Consider the following 19,623-nt stretch of genomic DNA (forward strand, 5'->3'; position numbering starts at 1 on the left):
TTCATCGGCGGGCCGGAAACGCTAGCTGTTACCCATCGATCTACGGATTTCGTCGAGCTTCTTTCGGCCGGCTTCCTGCCGATCGTTCCACTGTTTGTCCAGGTCCTGACCGGCTCTCGATTCCCGGTCCAGCTCCTCCGCCCCGACAGCCGTACCCGAGCGGTGCTCCACCTTTTCTCGCACCCCGTCCCAGGTCGGCACCCCGGAGTCGGTGAAGTCGCCCGTAATAGCACCGCCGACATAACCCCCACCCCCGCCGACTGGCAGGTCGTCGACCAATTCCGCATCGATGACGCCCGGCACCGTTCCGCCCAACGGAGCTCCCGGTGGTGGATCGCCGAGCGGCTGGTCGATACGAGGTTTCGTCACCTGCGGAACATCCACATCGGGAACGGTTCCCGGCGGGACGCCGCGATCCGGCCCGGCGGGCTCGGGTTCCGCCGTCCCCAACTCGGCCGCCAGAGCAGATGCCGCCGCTGCCACCGGAGCCAACCGAGGTCGGCCGACAACCGCCGCGAGAACCTCGTTCAACACCTGCAGATCCGAGGCCGTGCCCTGCGTGTCGGATTCACTCATCGGCCGCTCCCGTCGTCGTACCCGTCATGACACCACGCTACGCACAACACCGGCCGCGCCGTCGACGGTTCAGCTACGCAGCTGGGCACCGACCGCTGTGGACGCCGCAGCCACGGCTGCGTCGCGAGCCGCCGTCGCCTGATCCTCGGTCAGGGTGCCGTCCGTACCGCGGAACCGGAGGGCGAACGCCAACGACTTACGCCCCTCGCCGACCTGCTCACCCTCGTAGACGTCGAACAGTCGGATGGACTCGAGCAGTTCTCCACCGCCGATCGTCAGCGCAGCCTCGACGGACGCAGCGGGCACGGACGCGTCGACCACGACAGCGACGTCCTGCAACACGGCCGGGTACGGCGATACCTCGGGGGCCGGAAGCGATTCGACGACGGGCAGAGCACTCAAACTCAGCTCCACCGCGCACGTACGCGGCGGCAAACCGGCTCGCTCGAGCACGGCCGGATGCAGTTCGCCTGCATGCCCGACGACCTCACCGTCGAGAAGAACCTCGGCGCACCGGCCCGGATGCCAGGGAAGGTGTTGTGCGGCACGAAGATCGACGTGCACACCGGACGCCGCGGCAACCGTGCGCACAGCGGCGAACGCGTCCGCGGCCTCGGCTGCTCGGCCCGGACCCCAGGGCCCAGAGGGCTCACGCTGACCGGCGAGCACCACGCCCACGTGTACCGGCTGTGCGGGGAGGGACCCACGGAGCATCGCGATCTGATCGTCGGTCGGTCGCCGATCGACCGGCAACGCGTCCACTGCAGCGGTGGCGTCGTGCCGGAGAACGACCTGGGCGATTCCGAACAAAGACACGTCCCGCTGACCGCGGGCGATATTCCTGCTCAGCATTTCGAGCAGACCGGGAAGCACGGTCGTCGCAAGCTCGGGGCGGTCGGCCTCGAGCGGGTTCAACACCGACGTCGTCGCTCGGCGCGGGTCGTCCGCGTCGAGGCCCCACGTGTCGAAGATTCCCTTGGGCAGGAACACCGGCGGAAGAACCTCGACGTAGCCGGCGAACGCAAGGGCCTTGCCGACTGCCCGCCGACGCTTCTGCTCGACGGTGAGGCCGCGCCCACCGGGAGCGGACGGCAGAATCGACGGGATCTTCTCGAGCCCTTCGAGCCGCAGCACCTCTTCGACCAGATCGGCGCGCTGCACCAAGTCGGGTCGCCACGAGGGAGGATCGACGACCAGTTGTCCGTGGCCGCCACCGTCGACATCCACCTCGACGGTGCAGCCGATCTGAGCGAGCCGTCGAGCAGCGGTCCCGTCGGGGTACTGCACACCCGCGATCCGATCGGGCAGGTCGAAGTCCATCGTCACCGACGGGAACCGGGCAGCCTCGCCGATGTCGGTCAGCACCGGCTCGATACGGCCACCGGCGATCTCGACGAGCAACTGTGCGGCCCGATCGAGCGCCGCAACCGGGAGCGCCGAATCCACAGTCCGCTCGAATCGCTTGCTCGCCTCGCTCGACAGCTTGTGGCGACGGCCGGTTCGGAACACCGCGAGCGGATCGAACGATGCTGCTTCGAGAACGACGTCGCTGGTCGAGTCGTCGACCTCGGTGGACGCCCCGCCCATGACGCCGGCCAACGAGATGGCTCCCGTTCCGTCGGCGATGACCACGTCTTCCGCATCGAGCGAGCGCTCGACGCCGTCGAGCGTCGTGAGCGTCTCCCCCGCATTCGCGCGCCGCACGACGAGATCACCGTCGAGCTTGCTCGCGTCGAAAGCATGCAACGGCTGGCCGAGCTCGTGGAGCACGTAGTTGGTCACGTCCACGGCCACCGAGATCGGTCGCACCCCGGCCAGCAGCAGTCTCCGCTGCATCCACCAGGGAGTGACGGCAGCAGAATCGATACCCACGACCTTCCGCAGAGCGAACCGAGAAGTACCGGACTCTGGCTCGACAGTCACGGGCCAGGCGTCGCCGGTGACCTCGGTGGGCATCGTGCGCGCCGGATCCACATACGGAAGATCGAAGCTGCACGCCAACTCACGGGCCAGGCCGCGCACCGAGAAGGCGTATCCGCGATCCGGTGTCACGTTCAGCTCGATCACCGAGTCATCCAGGCCCAGAACGACTTTGGCATCGTCTCCGGGCTGCGCAGTACCTTCAGGTAGTACCAGGATCCCGGAGTGGTCCCGGCCGAGACCGAGCTCGAGCGTCGAGCAGATCATTCCGTTGGAGTTGCGGCCGTACGTCTTGCGCGACGCGATGGCGAATCCACCGGGCAGAACGCTGCCGGGCAGAGCCGCGACGATCAGGTCCCCCTCGGCGAAATTGCGTGCTCCACAGACGATCTCCTGAGGCTCGTCGGCCCCCACGTTCACGAGGCAGAACCGAATGGGCTTCTTGAATTCGGTCAGTTCCTCGATCGACTCGACCCGACCCACCACGAGTGGCCCCGTCACGTTGTCCAACGAGACCAGCTCCTCGACCTCGAAACCGACGCGTACGAAACCCTCGTCGAGCTCGTCGGGCGAGACGGACCAGTCGGGAGTACCCGCGTGCAGGACCTCGGTCAACCAGGAATGTGGGACTCGCACGTGTGCTCAGCTCTTTCTTGTATCCGAGATGAAGTGGGGCTGGAGAGTAGCGGCGTCAGGCCTGAACACCGAAGGGCAGAGTGAACCTGATGTCCCCCTCGACGATGTCCCGCATGTCCGGGATGTCGTTGCGGAACTGCAGAGTTCGCTCGAGACCCATGCCGAACGCGAAACCGGTGTACACCTCCGGGTCGATGCCGCTGGCCTGCAACACCTTCGGGTTGACCATTCCGCAGCCACCCCATTCGACCCAACCGGCTCCACCCTTCTTCTTCGGGAACCACACGTCGACCTCGGCGGAGGGCTCGGTGAACGGAAAGTAGTTGGGCCGCATCCGGGTACGCGTATCGCTGCCGAAAAGAGCCTGCGCGAACGCGTCCAACGTTCCGCGCAGATGCGCCATCGTCAGGCCCTTGTCGATCGCGAGCCCCTCGACCTGATGGAAGACCGGAGTGTGCGTCGTATCGAGCTCGTCGGTACGGAACGTTCGGCCAGGGCAGACGACGTAGATCGGTACGTCGCGGGAGAGCATCGACCGCACCTGCACCGGCGACGTGTGCGTACGCAGTACCTGCCGCGAGCCCTCCGGTGCGATGTGGAACGTGTCCTGCATCGTGCGAGCCGGGTGATCGGGCAGGAAGTTCAACGCGTCGAAGTTGAAGTGCTCGGTTTCCACCTCGGGGCCCTCTTCGACCTCCCAGCCCATACCGACGAAGACATCGGCGACCTGCTCCGAGATGATCGTGATGGGATGACGCGCTCCGACGGGCGTCCGGTCGGTCGGCAGCGTCACGTCGATCGTCTCGGCCACGAGAATCGCTGCATCGCGCTCCGCCGACAGCACTGCGCGGCGCTCGTCGAAGGACTTCTGCACCCGGTCTCGTGCCACCTTGACGCGCTTGCCCGCGTCCGCCTTCTGGTCACCGGGTAGAGCTCCGAGGGCGCGCTGAGCCAACGCCAGTGGCGCCTTTCCACCCACGTGATCGATTTTGACCTTCGTGAGCGCATCGAGGTCCGACGCGTCGGCGAACGCCTGTTCGGCCGAGTCCACCGCAGCGTCGAGTGCGGACTCTTCGAGAACGCTCGGATCTACCGGCTCGGGCCCGGACTCTTTCTTCGCCACGACAGATGCACTCCTCGAATAATGGTCGGTCTGCACGAAGCAGAGTGGTAACGATCCTAGGCGACCGTATTCACGGGTTCGCCGACCGTCGTCGAACACGGGCGCTCGCGTAGAGGCACAGCGCCGCGGCGGTCGCCAGGTTCAGACTCTCCGCCCGACCGTGGATGGGAATTCTGATCCGGTGATCGGCAGCTTGGGCAACGGGGAGGGACAAACCGTGGGCCTCGTTGCCGAACAACCACGCAGTCGGCTGCTCGAGCAGCTCGTCTGCGTCGTCCAAGTCGACTTCGCCGTCGGCGGCAGTCGCCACGACCGTCAGACCGGCACGGCGCAGTCCGTCGATACCGTCTTCGATCGAGCGCTCCCGCGCAATGGGAAGATGGAAGACGCTGCCGGCCGAGGCCCGCACGCATTTGCCGTTGTGCGGGTCGACGGAGTCGCCGAGCAGGACCACCGAATCGGCCCCGGCGGCATCGGCAACACGAATGATCGTGCCGGCATTACCAGGCTCGGCCATTTCCACCGGAACGGCCACCAGCCGCGGTTTCCCTGCCAACGCACGGTCGATCGGGACGTCGACCAACTCGGTGACTGCGATCAGACCCTGCGGGGTGACGGTGTCCGACAATGCCTTCGCGGCACGATCGGTGATCGGAAACACCCGTGCGCCACCGGCCTCGACGGAGGCGATGAGGCTCTCGTGCCGGTCGAAGGCATCTGCGGTGAAGAACAGCTCGCGGACCGAACCGAACCGCGCAGCCTCGGACACAGCATTGAAGCCCTCGGCAAGGAACAGTCCCGTCTTCTTGCGCTCTGCAGCGCGAGCGAGCTTGACGGCCGAAACGACCCGCGGAGTTCGCTCGGTCAGCGAATCCACGGGTCGTTTCGGAGTTGAATCGTCGTGCGGCGACTCGCTCAGGCTGCTTCTCCAGCAGGAGCGTTGACATCGGCAGGCAATGCAGCCTTGGCGATGGCGACCAAGCCGGCGAATGCCTCGGCATCGGACACAGCGAGCTCGGCGAGGATCTTGCGGTCCACCTCGACGCCCGCGGCCTTCAGGCCCTGAACGAATCGGTTGTAGGTGATGTCGTTGGCCCGCGCTGCAGCGTTGATACGCGTGATCCACAGCTTGCGGAAGTCACCCTTGCGCGCGCGGCGGTCCCGGTACGCGTAGGTGAGCGAGTGGAGCTGCTGCTCCTTGGCCTTGGTGTACAGACGTGAGCGCTGTCCGCGGTAGCCCTTGGACGCTTCGAGAATCGAACGGCGCTTCTTCTGGGCGTTGACGGCCCTTTTTACGCGTGCCACTGGTGAATCCTGTCGATCTGGGGGCGTGTGAAACCCCGAATGGTAATGGGATGAAGCCGACCGAAATCAGTCGGCGGCGAGCCGGATCAGATGCCGAGCAGGCGCTTGATCCGAGGCACGTCGGCCTTCTTGACAACGGCGACACCATCGAGGCGACGAGTCACCTTGGTGGGCTTGTGCTCGAGCAGGTGGCGACGGCCGGCCTTCTGGCGCAGGATCTTGCCGCTGCCGGACACCTTGAATCGCTTCTTGGCACCACTGTGCGTCTTCTGCTTGGGCATGAAATCCTCTGTTCTGTATTAGCTCTTCGGTGGTGCATGGCACAGCCACGCAGCGCCTCGGAACGGACTGCGCACCGAGGCGGGTGCGGGACTGTCTTACTGGTAGAGCGCGAAGCTCAGTTGGTCTGAGCCGGAGTAGCCGGAGCTGCTGCGGCCGGTGCCTCGGCAGCCGGAGCTGCTGCGGCGGGCTGTTCCGGCGCGGGGGCCGGTGCGCGTTGCGCAGGCGGCGCGGCAGCGCTTTCCTGAGCCTTCACGCGAGTCTTGGCACCCTTGTGCGGAGCCAGGACCATGGTCATGTTGCGGCCGTCCTGCTTGGCCGACGTTTCCACGAAACCTAGTTCCGCGACGTCGGCACCCAGGCGCTGCAACAAACGGAAACCCAGCTCGGGGCGCGACTGCTCGCGACCACGGAACATGATGGTGACCTTGACCTTCGAGCCGGCTTCGAGGAAGCGAACCACGTTGCGCTTCTTGGTCTCGTAGTCGTGCGCGTCGATCTTCGGGCGGAGCTTCTGCTCCTTGATGACGGTGAGCGTCTGGTTCTTGCGCGATTCGCGCGCCTTCTGCGCAGCCTCGTACTTGAACTTCCCGTAGTCCATGATCTTGCAGACCGGCGGACGTGCGTCGGGAGCTACTTCGACAAGATCGAGGTCGGCTTCGAGAGCCAAGCGGAGTGCATCTTCAACACGCACGATCCCCACCTGTTCACCGCCTGGTCCGACAAGACGGACCTCGGGAACTCGGATGCGATCGTTGATGCGGGTCTCAGTGCTGATGGGGCCTCCTAGGTAGTGCGGTGTGGTGTGTAACCCGACCGCCTGCCACTTACACAGCCCGTCGCCCTCGAACCTCGACATCACGCTCGGCGAACCAACACCGAAAACGAAAAAACCCTGCAGCCGGTCTGTACCGACAGCAGGGCCCGATGTCGACCGGTCGATCCGTACGACATAGCGCGTCGTACAGTCTCCTCACGAGGAGGAAGCACTGTGGAATCCCGATTGGGAGACCTTCGTGCGACCGGACCGGAAGCGATCCATTCGGATCACATACCGGTGGGAGTCGGGCTCCACTTGCTGCCTTCATGCGGTGAACTCCATCGAGGAGCGCGCGCCGAAGACGGTCGTCGAGTCAGACTACCAGCAGAATGCCGAAACCGACAATCGCACCGGTCGATGAAGCCGAGTCGACACCCGATCCGACCGACGGCACCCGCGGCGTGGGATTCTCGTAGGTATGACCAGTTCATCCACGCCCGCCGATCCCGCAGGCTCCGACCCCACCGGTATCGAGCAAGAAGTCCGGGAACTCGCCGAGGTTCCCGCGGTCGAGGTCATCAGCCGTGCAGCAGTGATGCTGATGAGTTCCGCGGCCGAGAAGCTGGGTCTGTCCGAGCCCGATCCCGCGGAGAGCCCCTACCTCGATCTCGACGAGGCCCGACGCGTCATCACCGCACTCGCCGGCTTGGTCACCGCGTCGGTCGAGTACCTCGGTCCCCACGCTGGACCGATTCGCGACGGCCTCCAGGCGTTGCAACGCGCGTTCCGGGAAGCCTCAGCACACCCGGACGAGCCAGGACTCGGCCCCGGTGAGAAGTACACCGGCCCGGTGCACTGAACGAGCGCACCCCACCCCACCCACAGACGACGAAGCCGCATCCGGCAATCCGGATGCGGCTTCGTCGTCGACGTGTTCGCGTCAGACCGCAGCGACCTTACGAGCCCGACGCTTCTTCGGGGCCGCCTTCGGCGTGGACGCCACTACCTCGCGGGAGAGCGCCTCCTGCAGAAATTTTCCGGTGTAGCTTTCGGGCACCGCTGCTACGGCTTCCGGATTACCCTGCGCCACAACCGTTCCGCCGCCCGAACCGCCTTCGGGCCCCATGTCGATGACCCAGTCGGAGACCTTGATGACATCGAGATTGTGCTCGATGACAATCACGGTGTTCCCCTTGTCGACGAGTCCGTTCACCACGCCGAGCAACTTCCGGATGTCCTCGAAATGCAGGCCCGTGGTCGGCTCGTCGAGAATATAGACGGTGCGGCCGGTCGATCGCTTCTGCAACTCGGCTGCGAGTTTCACACGCTGAGCTTCGCCGCCGGACAGTGTCGTCGCCGGTTGACCCAGGCGGACGTAACCGAGGCCGACCTCGACGAGTGTCTTGAGGTACCGGTGAATGGACGTGATGGCCTCGAAGAAGTCGGCAGCCTCCTCGATCGGCATGTCCAGGACCTCGGCGATGGTCTTGCCCTTGTAGTGCACTTCGAGCGTCTCGCGGTTGTAGCGAGCGCCTTCGCACACCTCGCAGGGAACGTAGACGTCGGGCAGGAAGTTCATCTCGATCTTCAACGTGCCGTCTCCCGAGCATGCCTCGCACCGACCGCCCTTGACGTTGAACGAGAATCGCCCGGGCTGATACCCACGAACCTTGGCCTCGGTGGTGGCCGCGAACAACGTACGGATCTTGTCGAACACCCCGGTGTACGTCGCGGCGTTGGACCGGGGCGTGCGGCCGATCGGCGACTGGTCGACGCGAACCAGCTTGTCCAGTTGGTCCAGACCGTTGATCCGGGTGTGCCGACCGGGAACCTGCCGGGCACCGTTGAGCTTGTTGGCCATCACGGTCGCGAGGATGTCGTTGACCAGCGTCGACTTACCCGAGCCCGAGACACCGGTGACCGACGTCAGAACACCGAGAGGGAAGCTGACGTCGATTCCCTGGAGGTTGTGTTCACGGGCACCCACGACGGTGACCTGTCGCTTCTTGTCGACCACCCGACGGGTGTCCGGCAGCGGGATCTCCATGCGACCCGACAAATACGCACCCGTGAGCGATTCGTCGTTGGTGAGGAGGTCCGCGTAGGAACCGCTGTGCACGACGCGTCCGCCGTGCTCACCGGCCAACGGTCCGATATCCACGACCCAGTCGGAGGTACGGATGGTGTCCTCGTCGTGCTCGACGACGATCAATGTGTTGCCGAGATCGCGCAGTCTCGTCAGCGTGTCGATGAGCCGGCGGTTGTCCCGTTGATGCAGTCCGATGGACGGCTCGTCCAGTACGTAGAGCACGCCGACGAGGCCGGAGCCGATCTGCGTGGCGAGCCGGATACGTTGCGCCTCGCCGCCGGACAGCGAGCCCGCGGTGCGCGCCAACGACAGGTATTCGAGACCCACGTCCAGCAGGAAGCCGAGTCGAGCCTGAACCTCCTTGAGGACCTGGCCCGCAATCGCTTCCTCGCGTCGCCCCAGAGTGAGGCTGTTGAGGAAGTCGGCCGTGTCGGCGATGGACAGTTCACACACCTCGGCGATCGACTTCGGCCCGAAATCACCTGCCGCGATGGTGACCGACAGAATTTCTGGACGCAGCCTGGCTCCGTTGCAGGTAGGACACGGAACGTCGCGCATGTAGCCGTCGTACCGTTCCTTCATCTGTTCGGATTCGGTCTGCTCGAGGCGGCGGTGCAGGAAGGGCATGACGCCCTCGAACTCGGCGTAGTACGACCGGGTGCGGCCGTACCGGTTCTTGTACTTCACGTGCACCTGGTGGTCGCTGCCCTCCAGGACAGCTCGCTTGACCTTTGCCGGCAGCTTGTTCCACGGAGCGTGCAGATCGAAGCCCATGGCGTCGGCGAGTCCGGACAGCAAGCGGCCGAAGTACTCCGACGTCTGGCCCATGGACCACGGCGCGATGGCCCCGTCGGCCAGACTCAGATCACCGTCGGGCACCACCAGCTCGGGATCGACCTCCTTGCGCACGCCGAGCCCGACACAGTCGGGGCAGGCACCGTAAGGCGAGTTGAACGAGAACGATCGCGGTTCGAGGTCGTCGATGGACAGCGGGTGGCCGTTGGGACACGCGAGCTTCTCCGAGAAACGACGCTCCCGATCGGGGGCGTTCTCCTCACGGTCGACGAAGTCGAGAACCACGATCCCGTCTGCCAGCCGCAGTGCGGTTTCCACCGAGTCGGTGAGCCGCTGCTTCGAACTGGACTTGACGGTGAGCCGGTCGACGACGACCTCGATGTCGTGCTTTTCCTGCTTCTTCAACACCGGTGGGCTACTGAGCTGGTGGACGACACCGTCGACGCGCACACGTGAGTAGCCCTGAGTGTTGAGCGAGTCGAACAGGTCGACGAACTCGCCCTTACGGGTTCGGACCACCGGCGCTAGGACCTGGAATTTCAGGCCCTCCTCCATGTCGAGAACCTGATCGACGATCTGCTGTGGAGTCTGCTTGGCGATCTGCTCGCCGCACACCGGGCAGTGCGCAGTGCCCGCCCTGGCGTACAGCAACCGTAGGTAGTCGTAGACCTCGGTGATGGTGCCCACGGTCGAGCGTGGGTTGCGGTTGGTCGACTTCTGGTCGATCGAGACCGCGGGCGACAGGCCTTCGATGAAGTCGACGTCGGGCTTGTCCATCTGACCGAGGAACTGCCGTGCGTATGCGGACAGCGACTCCACGTAGCGACGCTGGCCTTCGGCGAAGATCGTGTCGAAGGCGAGAGACGACTTGCCCGAACCGGACAAACCGGTGAACACGATCAGCGCGTCCCGGGGCAGGTCGATATCGACCCCCCTCAAGTTGTGCTCCCGTGCACCTCGCACTATCAGGCGATCCGCCACTGTGTTCCCTTCTTTTCTCACGAGCACGTCGAGCCGTGTTGCTGCTCGACGCAGCATTGTCCGACGTCGAGTCGATGATGACGCGTGGTGCCGATGCACCGATCACACGCCGTGTAGCCGAGGACTCCACGTCGAAAACCTGTCGAGGTGAGCGACGAACCTCACCTCGTAGCAATGGTAGGTCCAGGTACCGACACACTTTTCCACGAGCGTGACCCCGGCGCTCCCGTCGTTGCTGCCGACGGTAGCGTCCTCGAAATGGACGAGCACCTCATGGTCATCGACGACAATTACACCGGCGTCGTTGCACAGGGTTCACCCCCGCAGCGGCGGACGATCCCCGGAGCCACGATCACCAAGATGTCGGTCGGCCCCATGGACAACAACACTTACCTGGTCGTCTGTTCCGCAACGGGCCATTCCCTGCTGATAGACGCCGCCAACGAGGCGGACCGCATCTCACTGCTTCTCGACGAGAACGCACCGACCCTGTCTCTGATCGTCACCACCCATCAGCATGCCGACCACTGGCAGGCGCTGGCCGATATCGCCGGTGGCACCGACTCGCCCACCGCGGCCCACGAGCTGGACGCAGAACCGCTGCCGGTAGCTCCGGACCGTCTTCTGGCCGACCACGACACGGTGTCGGTGGGTGATCTCACCTTCGATGTGGTGCATCTGACCGGTCACACTCCGGGCTCGATAGCACTCGCGCTGACCGATGCCGAGGGCAAGACGACGCACCTCTTCACCGGCGATTCTCTGTTCCCCGGCGGCGTCGGCAAAACCAACGGCCCCGAGGATTTCACCCACCTCCTCGACGACGTGAGCGCCAAATTGTTCGACCGCTACGCCGACGACACCATCGTCTACCCCGGGCACGGCAAGGACACCACCCTCGGTGACGAGCGGCCGCACCTGGCGGAATGGCGCGAACGCGGCTGGTGACGCCGCGCGTGCTTGAGAGCGTGAAACACGGGGTATGAAGAGTGTGACAAAAGTGCACGCACCGGTGACTTCGAACTATTTTCGGTGCGAGTCCGCACGTACAACCGCCATGACACGAGAAACTACGCAGGAGGCTGTCAATGCTGGTCCGCCGTATCGCCCGTCCGCTGATGTCTACGATTTTCATCTCCGGGGGCGTCGATGCACTTCGTAATCCCGCCGGCAGGGCGAAGGCAGCCGCTCCGCTGATCGAGCAGAGCAAGGATGCTCTGCCGAACGAGGTCACCGCGAACGTGCCGACCGATCCCGAGACGTTGGTTCGGATCAACGGCGGTATCCAGGTCGCCGGCGGCATTCTGTTGGCCACCGGCAAGGCACCGCGCATCGCATCGCTCGCTCTGGCCGGAAGCCTCGTTCCGACGACACTGGCCGGACACGCGTTCTGGAACGAAACCGACCCGGAGACCAAGGCTGCGCAACGCATCCACTTCTTCAAGAACCTCAGCCTGCTCGGCGGATTGCTGATCGCGGCCGTCGACACCGAGGGCAAGCCCTCCGTCGCGTGGCGCAGCAAGCGGGCGGCACGCCGCGCACAGGAATCTGTGGTCTCAGCGCTGCCCGGTCACACCACTCACGACACCGGCGAACGCGTCAAGGAAATTGCCTCGATCGCAGCGAGCCGCGGTGCCGACCTGGCCGACGCCGCACAGCCGAAGCTGGCCAAGCTCGCCGACGCTGCACAGCCGAAGCTGGCCAAGTTCGCCGACATCGCCGGCGAGAAGGGCTCGGAGCTGGCAGAGGTCGCGCAGCCCGCTCTGAACCGGTGGGCTCACATCGCCGCCGACAAGGGTTCGGAGCTGGCCGAGGAAGCCCAGAAGCGGGGCTCGAAGCTGGCCGAGCTTGCTGCCGACCGCGGAAGCGATCTGGCCGAAGAAGCGCAGAAGCGTGGATCGAAGCTCGCCGACAAGGCCGCGCACCGCAGCTCGGATTGGGCCGAGCTCGCTCAGAATCGTGGCTCGAAGTTGGTCGACGTCGCTGCCGACCGTCGCAGTGAACTGGCCGAGGTGGCACAGAAGCGCGGAGCAAAGCTCGCCGATCTCGCTGCCGAGAAGGGATCCGTTCTGGCCGAAGAGGCTCAGAAGCGCGGCGCCACGTGGGCCGACATCGCGTCGGATCGGGTCGACACCCTCGGCAAGCGCGCTCGTAAGCGGGCCGAGAAGCAGAACAAGGAACTCGAAAAGGCAACCGAGCAGGCTCGGGCCAAGCTCGAGAAGCGAGTTGCCAAGGCGCAGAAGAACTTGGACAAGAAGCTCCAGCAGTACGCGAAGTAGGTCTACCCACGACGCTCGACGTCGTTCGCGCACGGCCCTGTCCCAGAACTCGCGGTTCTGCGACAGGGCCGTTCTGCGGCGTAGACTGCTCTGGCTGATTTCGAGGCGATATTTTCGCCTCGGCCGAACTCCCGAGGAGAACCTTTGCCGGACGACGGCCACCCATCGAACGATCCCGGTGCACCCATCGAGGAAGACCTCGAACAGGCGCATCTGACGCGGTTGTACACGCAGCTCGATGCACTGCGCGAGTATGCCGCAAACCGACTTCGCGCCGTGCTGCTCGAGACCGGCGGAACACCGCAGGCCCGAAGCGAGCGCGAATCCTTCAACCAGATGTACACCGAGGACATCGCCAAGTACGACGCAGCCGAGAACGGACTCTGCTTCGGACGCATCGACCTCGATCCGGACACCCTCGATCCGAAAGTCGACGACCGCCCCGAGCGTTACATCGGCCGTGTCGGAATCCTCGACGACAAGAACGATTACGAGACACTACTGCTGGACTGGCGAGCTCCCATGGCCCGTCCGTTCTATCTGGCGACACCGGCAGCTCCCGAAAACGTGTTGCGCCGCAGGCACATCCGTACCCGCGGACGCAAGGTGACCGCCATCGCCGACGAGTTCCTGGACCTCGATTCCGCGCAGTCGTCCAACGATGCCGCTGTTGCGGGTGGCGTCGCCAGCGAGGGTGCGCTGCTGTCCGCTCTCGATGCAGCGCGAACCGGTCAGATGAACGACATCGTCGAGACGATCCAGAGCGAGCAGGACGCAATCATCCGCTCACAGCATCGCAGTGTGCTGGTGGTGCAGGGCGGACCGGGCACCGGCAAGACGGCGGTGGCACTGCACCGAGCTGCGTATCTGCTGTACACGTACCGTCAACAGCTCGGCAAGAGCGGTGTCCTGATCATCGGGCCCAATGCCACGTTCCTCGACTACATCGGCCAGGTGCTGCCGTCGCTGGGCGAAACCGGGGTATTGCTGTCGACCATCGGCGATCTGTACCCCGGAGTCCGTGCGCAGCGCGAGGATTCGGCTCTGGCCACCGAGGTCAAGGGAAGACTGTCGATGGTCGACGTACTGACGCAGGCGGTGCGTGATCGCCAGGAGGTGCCCGCACAGCCGCGCCGGCTGAAATTCGACACCTACGACATCACCCTCGATCGAAAGATAGTCACGCGTGCCCGCGGCCGCGCCCGGTCCTCCCGGCGACCACACAACTTGGCTCGGCCTCTGTTCGTGTCCTCGGTCATCGACCAGTTGGCCAATCAGCTGGCCGCGAAACTCGGCCAGAACGTGGTGGACGGATCGAGCTTGCTCAGCGCCGACGACATTGCGGACATGCGGGACGAGATGCGCGAGGACCACGACGTGATGGCTGCGATAGACGAGTTGTGGCCGGATCTGTCGCCCCAGCAGGTTCTTCGAGACCTGTTCGCGTCGCCGGAGAAAATCGCATCGGCCGCACCTGCGCTCGACGAGTCGGAGCGCGTATCGCTGCTGCGCCGCGGCCACGGCTTCTCGTCCGCGGACGCCCCGCTTCTCGACGAGCTCGCCGAGCTACTCGGCGTCGACGATGCTGCCGAACGTGAACAGGCTCAGCGTCAATGGCGTGGCCAGATCGCCGATGCCCAGGGCGCGCTGGACATCCTGACCGGGTCTGCACCGCAGGACCTCGAGGACGAACTGGACCCGGAGATTCTGATGGCGTACGACCTGATCGACGCCGATCAGCTTGCGCGACGCCAGAATTCGGGTCAGCGACTCACCACCGCGGAACGCGCAGCCGGCGACCGTACCTGGACCTACGGGCACGTGATCGTGGACGAGGCGCAAGAGCTGTCGGCGATGGCGTGGCGAATGGTGATGCGGCGCATCCCCAATCGGTGGATGACACTGGTGGGTGACACCGCGCAGACCGGAGACCCGGCCGGAACCTCGTCCTGGGGATCGGTTCTCGAACCGTATGTGGCTCAACGCTGGAAGCTCACCGAACTGACGGTCAACTACCGAACGCCGTCGGAGATCATGACGGTGGCGCACGACGTGCTCGCGGCGATCGATCCGGAGCAGTCCGAACCGCGATCCATTCGCAGCACCGGCGTCGAGCCGTGGGCTCAACGAGTAGCCGCAGCAGATCTGGTGACGGCGGTCGAGAAGCGAGTGGCCGATCACCCTCGCCCCGGCCTGAGCGCAGTGCTGGTTCCCTCCGAGCTCGTCTCCCAACTCCGGCACCTGGCATCGGATGTGGTGACCGTGTCGACGGTCAAGGACGCGAAAGGGCTCGAATTCGACTCGGTGCTCATCGTCGAGCCGAGCGCCATCGTTGCGGAGTCCGTCAAGGGTATGAACGACCTCTACGTGGCCCTGACCCGAGCAACCCAGCGACTCGGAGTCGTCCATGTGGACCCTCTGCCCCTGGAACTCGGTGCCCTGCAGCCCTTCGACGCCGAAGCCTGACGAGAACAGTCGGCCCGCCCCGTCATCTTCGACGGAGCGGGCCGATTGTCGTACTACGAGAGAATCAGCGGACGGTATGCACGATCAGTACGTCACAGGTCGACTTGCGGGCCGCGTCGGACGGAACCGAACCGAGCAAGCGACCGGTCAACGAGTTCAGCCCACGGTTGCCGACGACGAGTAGATCGCCCTTGACCTCGTCCACGAGCGCCAGGAGAGACTCGACGGGCGCTCCGACGATCGGCTTCTCCTCGATGTTCTTCGCGCCGGCCTTGGTGGCGTGCTCTCGGGCGGTGCGCAGGATTTCGCGCGTCGGTGCCGAACCGGTGATCTGGTAGGCGTCCTCGCGGAGTGCGTCGGCGGCGGCAGAGGTGTCTTTCGGATCGGCCGGGTAGTAAGCACACGCGATCACCAGGGTGGCATCGGCATCTCCCGCCAGAGCCGCGGCCTTCTCCACTGCCCGCAGTGACGATTCGGAGCCATCGGTTCCGACGACGACGGTGCGGTAGGCGCTCATTCATTCCTCCATTTGTCGGTCACACACAGATGTGACACTTCTGGTCGAACTGGATTGGTGCAAGTCACAGGACCTGAAGACGTGGTCCGGGGACTGATGCGCTGACAGTAGCCGGAAGTCGACGATCGGCACGTGAACTTGGGGAACAACACGATCCGCGCCACTCACATACATTGGTTTGCATGCCGATCCCCCGCCCGCCGTTGTCGAGACGGGCCCTCGCTCTCGGTGCCGTCGCGATCTCGATCGTGATCGTGGCCGCCCTCGCATTCGCATTCCTCCCCCAGGGACGCGAAGCCGACACTGCAACGCGTGACGCGCGCATCACGCTACCGGACAGCCCCGGTTCGACGGAGACCGTCGACCTCGACACCCGGCTCTACATTCCCGAATCGACCCCCGCTCCGGCTGTGTTGCTCGCGCACGGCTTCGGCGGCAGCAAGGACTCGGTCGACGGCGAAGCTCGTGATCTCGCCGCCCGCGGATACGTGGTTCTCGCCTACACCGCGCGCGGCTTCGGTGACAGCACGGGTTCCATCTCCATCAACGACCCCGATCGCGAGGTCGCCGATGCCCGCGGCCTGATCGACTGGCTGGCCGAACAGCCGGAAGTACAACTCGATGCGCCCGGTGATCCCCACGTCGGCGTGGCAGGCGGATCGTACGGCGGGGCACTGGCCCTCAGTGCCGGCGGAACAGACCCCCGCGTGGACTCGGTGGCCGCTGCAATCACCTGGAACGACCTGGGCCAGGCCCTGTTCCCCAACTTCGGCGTCACCTCGTCCGCAGGTCGAGAAACGCTCGGAAACATCGACTCCCCGGCCGGTGCCGAATACGGCGGACCCGGCGTCCTCAAACGTGGATGGGCCGGCGTCTTCTTCGGAGCGGGTGCCTCCAGCGCTGCGCCCAGTAGTTCCGGGGACGGTGACAGTGGCGGGGGCGCATCCGCGTGCGGCAGATTCGCGCAGGAATTCTGCGACGCCTACGCACAATCCGCAGTCACCGGCATTCCCAGCCAGCCGCTACTCGATCTGTTGACTGCCCACTCGCCCGTCGCGGTCGCGTCGAACATCACGGCTCCGACGCTTCTCCTACAGGGCACCCAAGACACTCTGTTCGGTCTCGACCAGGCCGACGCGACGGCTCGGCAGATCGCAGCCGCAGGCGGTGACGTGACTGTCCGGTGGTTCGACGGTGGGCACGATGCCGGTGGAACGAACGGTGCGTCGGATCGAGCCGTCGCCGACTTCTTCGACCGGACTCTGCGCGGCACCCCCGATCCCGCGCCCTCCGACAGCGCGCCGTTCGTGTATTCGACGCAGCGCGCAGCCGATGAACGAGGAGGCGAACGCAATCGTCGGATGACGGCTCCCGACTACCCAGGCCTGACCCCGAACTCCGAACCCACACAGACGAATACGGTGACCTTCACCCCCGCCTCCGAGGACGGGACGATCATTCGTCCGCCCGGCGCGTCACCGTCGGCCATCTCGTCCGTCCCCGGTCTGGGTTCGGTGTTGTCGACACTCGGATCGACCGAAGCCGGTGCAGCGCTGACTGCGGACCTTCCGGGCCAGTCCGCGATTTTCACGAGCGAGCCCGTCGACTCGTCACTGACCATCACCGGCGCGCCGAGAGTCGATCTCCGGGTGGCGTCCCTGGCCGGGCCCGGCCAGGCCGTCCTGTTCGCGAAACTGTACGACGTCGCCCCGAACGGCACACGCACCCTTCCCGGCGGTGCAGTGTCGGCCATCCGACTGCCCGACACCGGGAGCATCGACCCCGTCGACGTCACTGTCGCCCTCCCTGGAATCAGCTACACCGTCCAGCAAGGGCATCGACTCGAACTGAGCGTCTCCACCACCGACCAGGCATACGCCGTCCCGCTGGAGCCCGCACAATTCAGCGTGACCATGGCGACCACGTCCGTCGCGTTGCCGACCGTTCCCGCGGTGGCGAGCGCGAACAGCACCGTCCCCGTCGCTCCACTGATCGGAATCGGCGTGGTCGTCCTGGTCGTCGGATGCATCGTCGTGGCGACGATCGTGCGAACCAGACGCCGCACGGTGGCCGAGGTCGACGAGGCTCTCATCGACACTCCCCTGGTGATCACCGACCTGGCCAAGACGTACTCGAACGGGTTCCGCGCCGTGGACGGCGTCAGCTTCGAGGTGAAACAGGGGCAGGTACTCGGACTGCTAGGACCGAACGGTGCCGGAAAGACCACCACGTTGCGCATGCTGATGGGCCTGATCACCCCCACCGGCGGCGACATCCGGGTCTTCGGTCACAAGGTCACACCCGGTGCCCCGGTGTTGTCGCGGCTCGGCTCCTTCGTCGAGGGTTCCGGCTTCCTTCCGCATCTGACCGGCACCCAGAATCTGCGGCTGTACTGGGAGGCGACTGGGCGACCGATCGAAGACGCTCACCTCGACGAGGCACTCGAGATCGCAGACCTCGGCGCAGCCATCGAACGCAAGGTCAAGTCCTACAGCCAAGGCATGCGTCAGCGCCTCGCCATTGCACAGGCCATGCTGGGTCTACCGGATCTCATGGTGTTGGACGAACCGACCAACGGCCTCGACCCGCCACAGATCCGAACCATGCGTGACGTGCTGATCAACTACGCCAAGACGGGACGCACCGTGTTGGTGTCGAGCCACCTCCTCGCCGAAGTCGAACAGACGTGCACGCACGTAGTGGTCATGAACCGTGGCTCCGTGATCAGCTCGGGCACCGTCCGCGAGCTGACAGCAGCCGGTGGGCAGACCGAGATCAGGGTCGACGACGCCGGCCGCGCCCGGTCGGTACTCGACGCCGCCGGCCATGACGGCGCGGTGATCGTCGACGACGGCACGGTGACCGTCGACCTGACCGACGCCGATTCCGCTGTTGTCATCAGGGAACTCGTCACCGCGGGAGTGTCGGTCCGCGGCTTCTCCCAGTCCACCCGACTCGAGGACGTGTTCCTCGACCTCGTTCATCGAGATACCCCAGGCCCGGTCGTTCACGAGGCCGACTCCAGCGAGGATCGCTCATGAGTACAACGCACGCAGACGGCCGCGCAGCGGGCTACACCGGCGGGCGCACCCTGCCGTTTCGTACCGAACTGCGCCGACAGCTGGGCCGGCGACGCACTCAGCTCGCCATCGGTTTCCTTGCCCTGCTACCGGTGATCCTGGTCGTCGCCTTCACCGTGGGCAGTTCCAGCGCCGACTCCGATGCCGGCGGGCTGATCGAGCTCGGCACGCGGGGCGGCATGAACTTCACCGTCTTCGCACTGTTCATGTCCGTCGGATTTCTGCTCATCGTCGTGGTGGCGCTGTTCTTCGGCGACTCCGTTGCGAGCGAGGCATCGTGGTCGAGCCTGCGCTACCTGCTCGCCATCCCGGTCCCTCGAAGCCGACTGTTGACCCAGAAGGCACTCGTCTCGGCCACGTTGTCCAGCGCCGCCATTCTGGTGCTGGTCGGAGTGTCCCTGCTGATCGGGACGGTGATGTACGGTGCCGAATCACTGGTCACGCCGCTGGGTGAAGGACTCTCGTACGGCACTTCCCTGATGCGATTGCTGATCGCGGTCGCCTACATCGGCGTCAATCTGCTGTGGGTGGCAGGTCTGGCGATGTTGCTGTCGGTGCTCACCGACGCCCCTCTCGGGGCCGTCGGCGGCGCGGTCATGACGTCGATTCTGATGCAGATCCTCGATCAGATCACGGCATTGGGATCGCTACGCAACTACTTGCCCGGGCACTACGCGAACTCGTGGATCGACGCCTTCGGCACGAATATCGACTGGAACGACATGGTGGTCGGATCGTTCTCGGCCATCACCTACGCGGCGGTATTCGGGTTGATCGCGTGGCGACGTTTCGCCACGAAAGACATCACCAGTTGACC

General features: G+C 65.1%; 15 protein-coding genes. 6 read left to right on the plus strand and 9 right to left on the minus strand.

Annotated elements, in window-relative coordinates:
• Positions 1-21 precede the first annotated feature (21 nt).
• From AB0O58_RS12630 to infC, 7 genes are all read right to left on the minus strand, one after another.
• Entirely contained in the window at positions 22-576 is a 555-nt protein-coding gene (locus AB0O58_RS12630) for a hypothetical protein (protein ID WP_206498119.1), read from the minus strand.
• A 69-nt stretch (positions 577-645) separates the two neighbouring features.
• Positions 646-3,132 (minus strand): phenylalanine--tRNA ligase subunit beta, encoded by a 2,487-nt coding sequence (gene pheT / locus AB0O58_RS12635; RefSeq protein ID WP_206498120.1) that lies wholly within the window; start codon positions 3,130-3,132, stop codon positions 646-648.
• Between the two features lie 55 nt (positions 3,133-3,187).
• Positions 3,188-4,255: a phenylalanine--tRNA ligase subunit alpha gene (gene pheS / locus AB0O58_RS12640; protein ID WP_032374315.1), complete on the minus strand. Its 1,068-nt coding sequence runs from the start codon at positions 4,253-4,255 to the stop codon at positions 3,188-3,190.
• A 70-nt stretch (positions 4,256-4,325) separates the two neighbouring features.
• Complete coding sequence (locus tag AB0O58_RS12645) at positions 4,326-5,132, minus strand: RNA methyltransferase (protein WP_032400020.1); 807 nt, start codon at positions 5,130-5,132, stop codon at positions 4,326-4,328.
• Positions 5,133-5,170: 38 nt separating this feature from the next.
• Entirely contained in the window at positions 5,171-5,560 is a 390-nt protein-coding gene (gene rplT, locus AB0O58_RS12650) for a 50S ribosomal protein L20 (RefSeq protein WP_008715924.1), read from the minus strand.
• 86 nt (positions 5,561-5,646) lie between these two features.
• The gene (gene rpmI / locus AB0O58_RS12655; RefSeq protein WP_008715923.1) at positions 5,647-5,841 is read right to left on the minus strand and encodes a 50S ribosomal protein L35; all 195 of its coding nucleotides are present in this window, start codon (positions 5,839-5,841) and stop codon (positions 5,647-5,649) included.
• Between the two features lie 116 nt (positions 5,842-5,957).
• A complete protein-coding gene (gene infC / locus AB0O58_RS12660; protein WP_032365534.1) occupies positions 5,958-6,674 on the minus strand; it encodes a translation initiation factor IF-3 in 717 nt (238 codons plus the stop codon).
• Between the two features lie 403 nt (positions 6,675-7,077).
• Between infC and AB0O58_RS12665 the strand changes: the two genes are divergently transcribed.
• Complete coding sequence (locus AB0O58_RS12665) at positions 7,078-7,458, plus strand: DUF1844 domain-containing protein (RefSeq protein ID WP_032365519.1); 381 nt, start codon at positions 7,078-7,080, stop codon at positions 7,456-7,458.
• A gap of 81 nt (positions 7,459-7,539) precedes the next feature.
• On the opposite strand, the gene uvrA is transcribed toward AB0O58_RS12665, so the two are convergent.
• On the minus strand, positions 7,540-10,464 hold the full coding sequence (uvrA, locus tag AB0O58_RS12670; protein ID WP_032374518.1) for an excinuclease ABC subunit UvrA: 2,925 nt from the start codon (positions 10,462-10,464) through the stop codon (positions 7,540-7,542).
• A 258-nt stretch (positions 10,465-10,722) separates the two neighbouring features.
• Here uvrA and AB0O58_RS12675 point away from each other — a divergent pair, with 258 nt between their 5' ends.
• The 3 genes from AB0O58_RS12675 (at position 10,723) to AB0O58_RS12685 (ending at position 15,209) form a co-directional block, all read left to right on the plus strand.
• A complete protein-coding gene (locus tag AB0O58_RS12675) occupies positions 10,723-11,412 on the plus strand; it encodes an MBL fold metallo-hydrolase (RefSeq protein ID WP_366238241.1) in 690 nt (229 codons plus the stop codon).
• A 140-nt stretch (positions 11,413-11,552) separates the two neighbouring features.
• Positions 11,553-12,743, plus strand: coding sequence for a DoxX family membrane protein (locus AB0O58_RS12680; protein ID WP_366238242.1), 1,191 nt, complete (start codon positions 11,553-11,555; stop codon positions 12,741-12,743).
• Positions 12,744-12,887: 144 nt separating this feature from the next.
• On the plus strand, positions 12,888-15,209 hold the full coding sequence (locus AB0O58_RS12685; RefSeq protein ID WP_283312339.1) for an ATP-binding domain-containing protein: 2,322 nt from the start codon (positions 12,888-12,890) through the stop codon (positions 15,207-15,209).
• Between the two features lie 64 nt (positions 15,210-15,273).
• Here AB0O58_RS12685 and AB0O58_RS12690 read toward each other — a convergent pair whose 3' ends face one another.
• Positions 15,274-15,726, minus strand: a complete 453-nt coding sequence (locus tag AB0O58_RS12690) for a universal stress protein (RefSeq protein WP_008715916.1) — start codon at positions 15,724-15,726, stop codon at positions 15,274-15,276.
• Between the two features lie 182 nt (positions 15,727-15,908).
• Between AB0O58_RS12690 and AB0O58_RS12695 the strand changes: the two genes are divergently transcribed.
• Positions 15,909-18,767: an alpha/beta fold hydrolase gene (locus tag AB0O58_RS12695; protein ID WP_366238243.1), complete on the plus strand. Its 2,859-nt coding sequence runs from the start codon at positions 15,909-15,911 to the stop codon at positions 18,765-18,767.
• Positions 18,764-19,621, plus strand: coding sequence for an ABC transporter permease (locus AB0O58_RS12700; protein WP_283312337.1), 858 nt, complete (start codon positions 18,764-18,766; stop codon positions 19,619-19,621). The genes AB0O58_RS12695 and AB0O58_RS12700 overlap by 4 nt, the downstream gene beginning before the upstream one ends.
• The last annotated feature ends 2 nt before the right edge of the window (positions 19,622-19,623 follow it).

The organism is Rhodococcus sp. NPDC080181 (assembly GCF_040702225.1).
Classification (GTDB): Bacteria; Actinomycetota; Actinomycetes; order Mycobacteriales; family Mycobacteriaceae; genus Rhodococcoides; species Rhodococcoides fascians.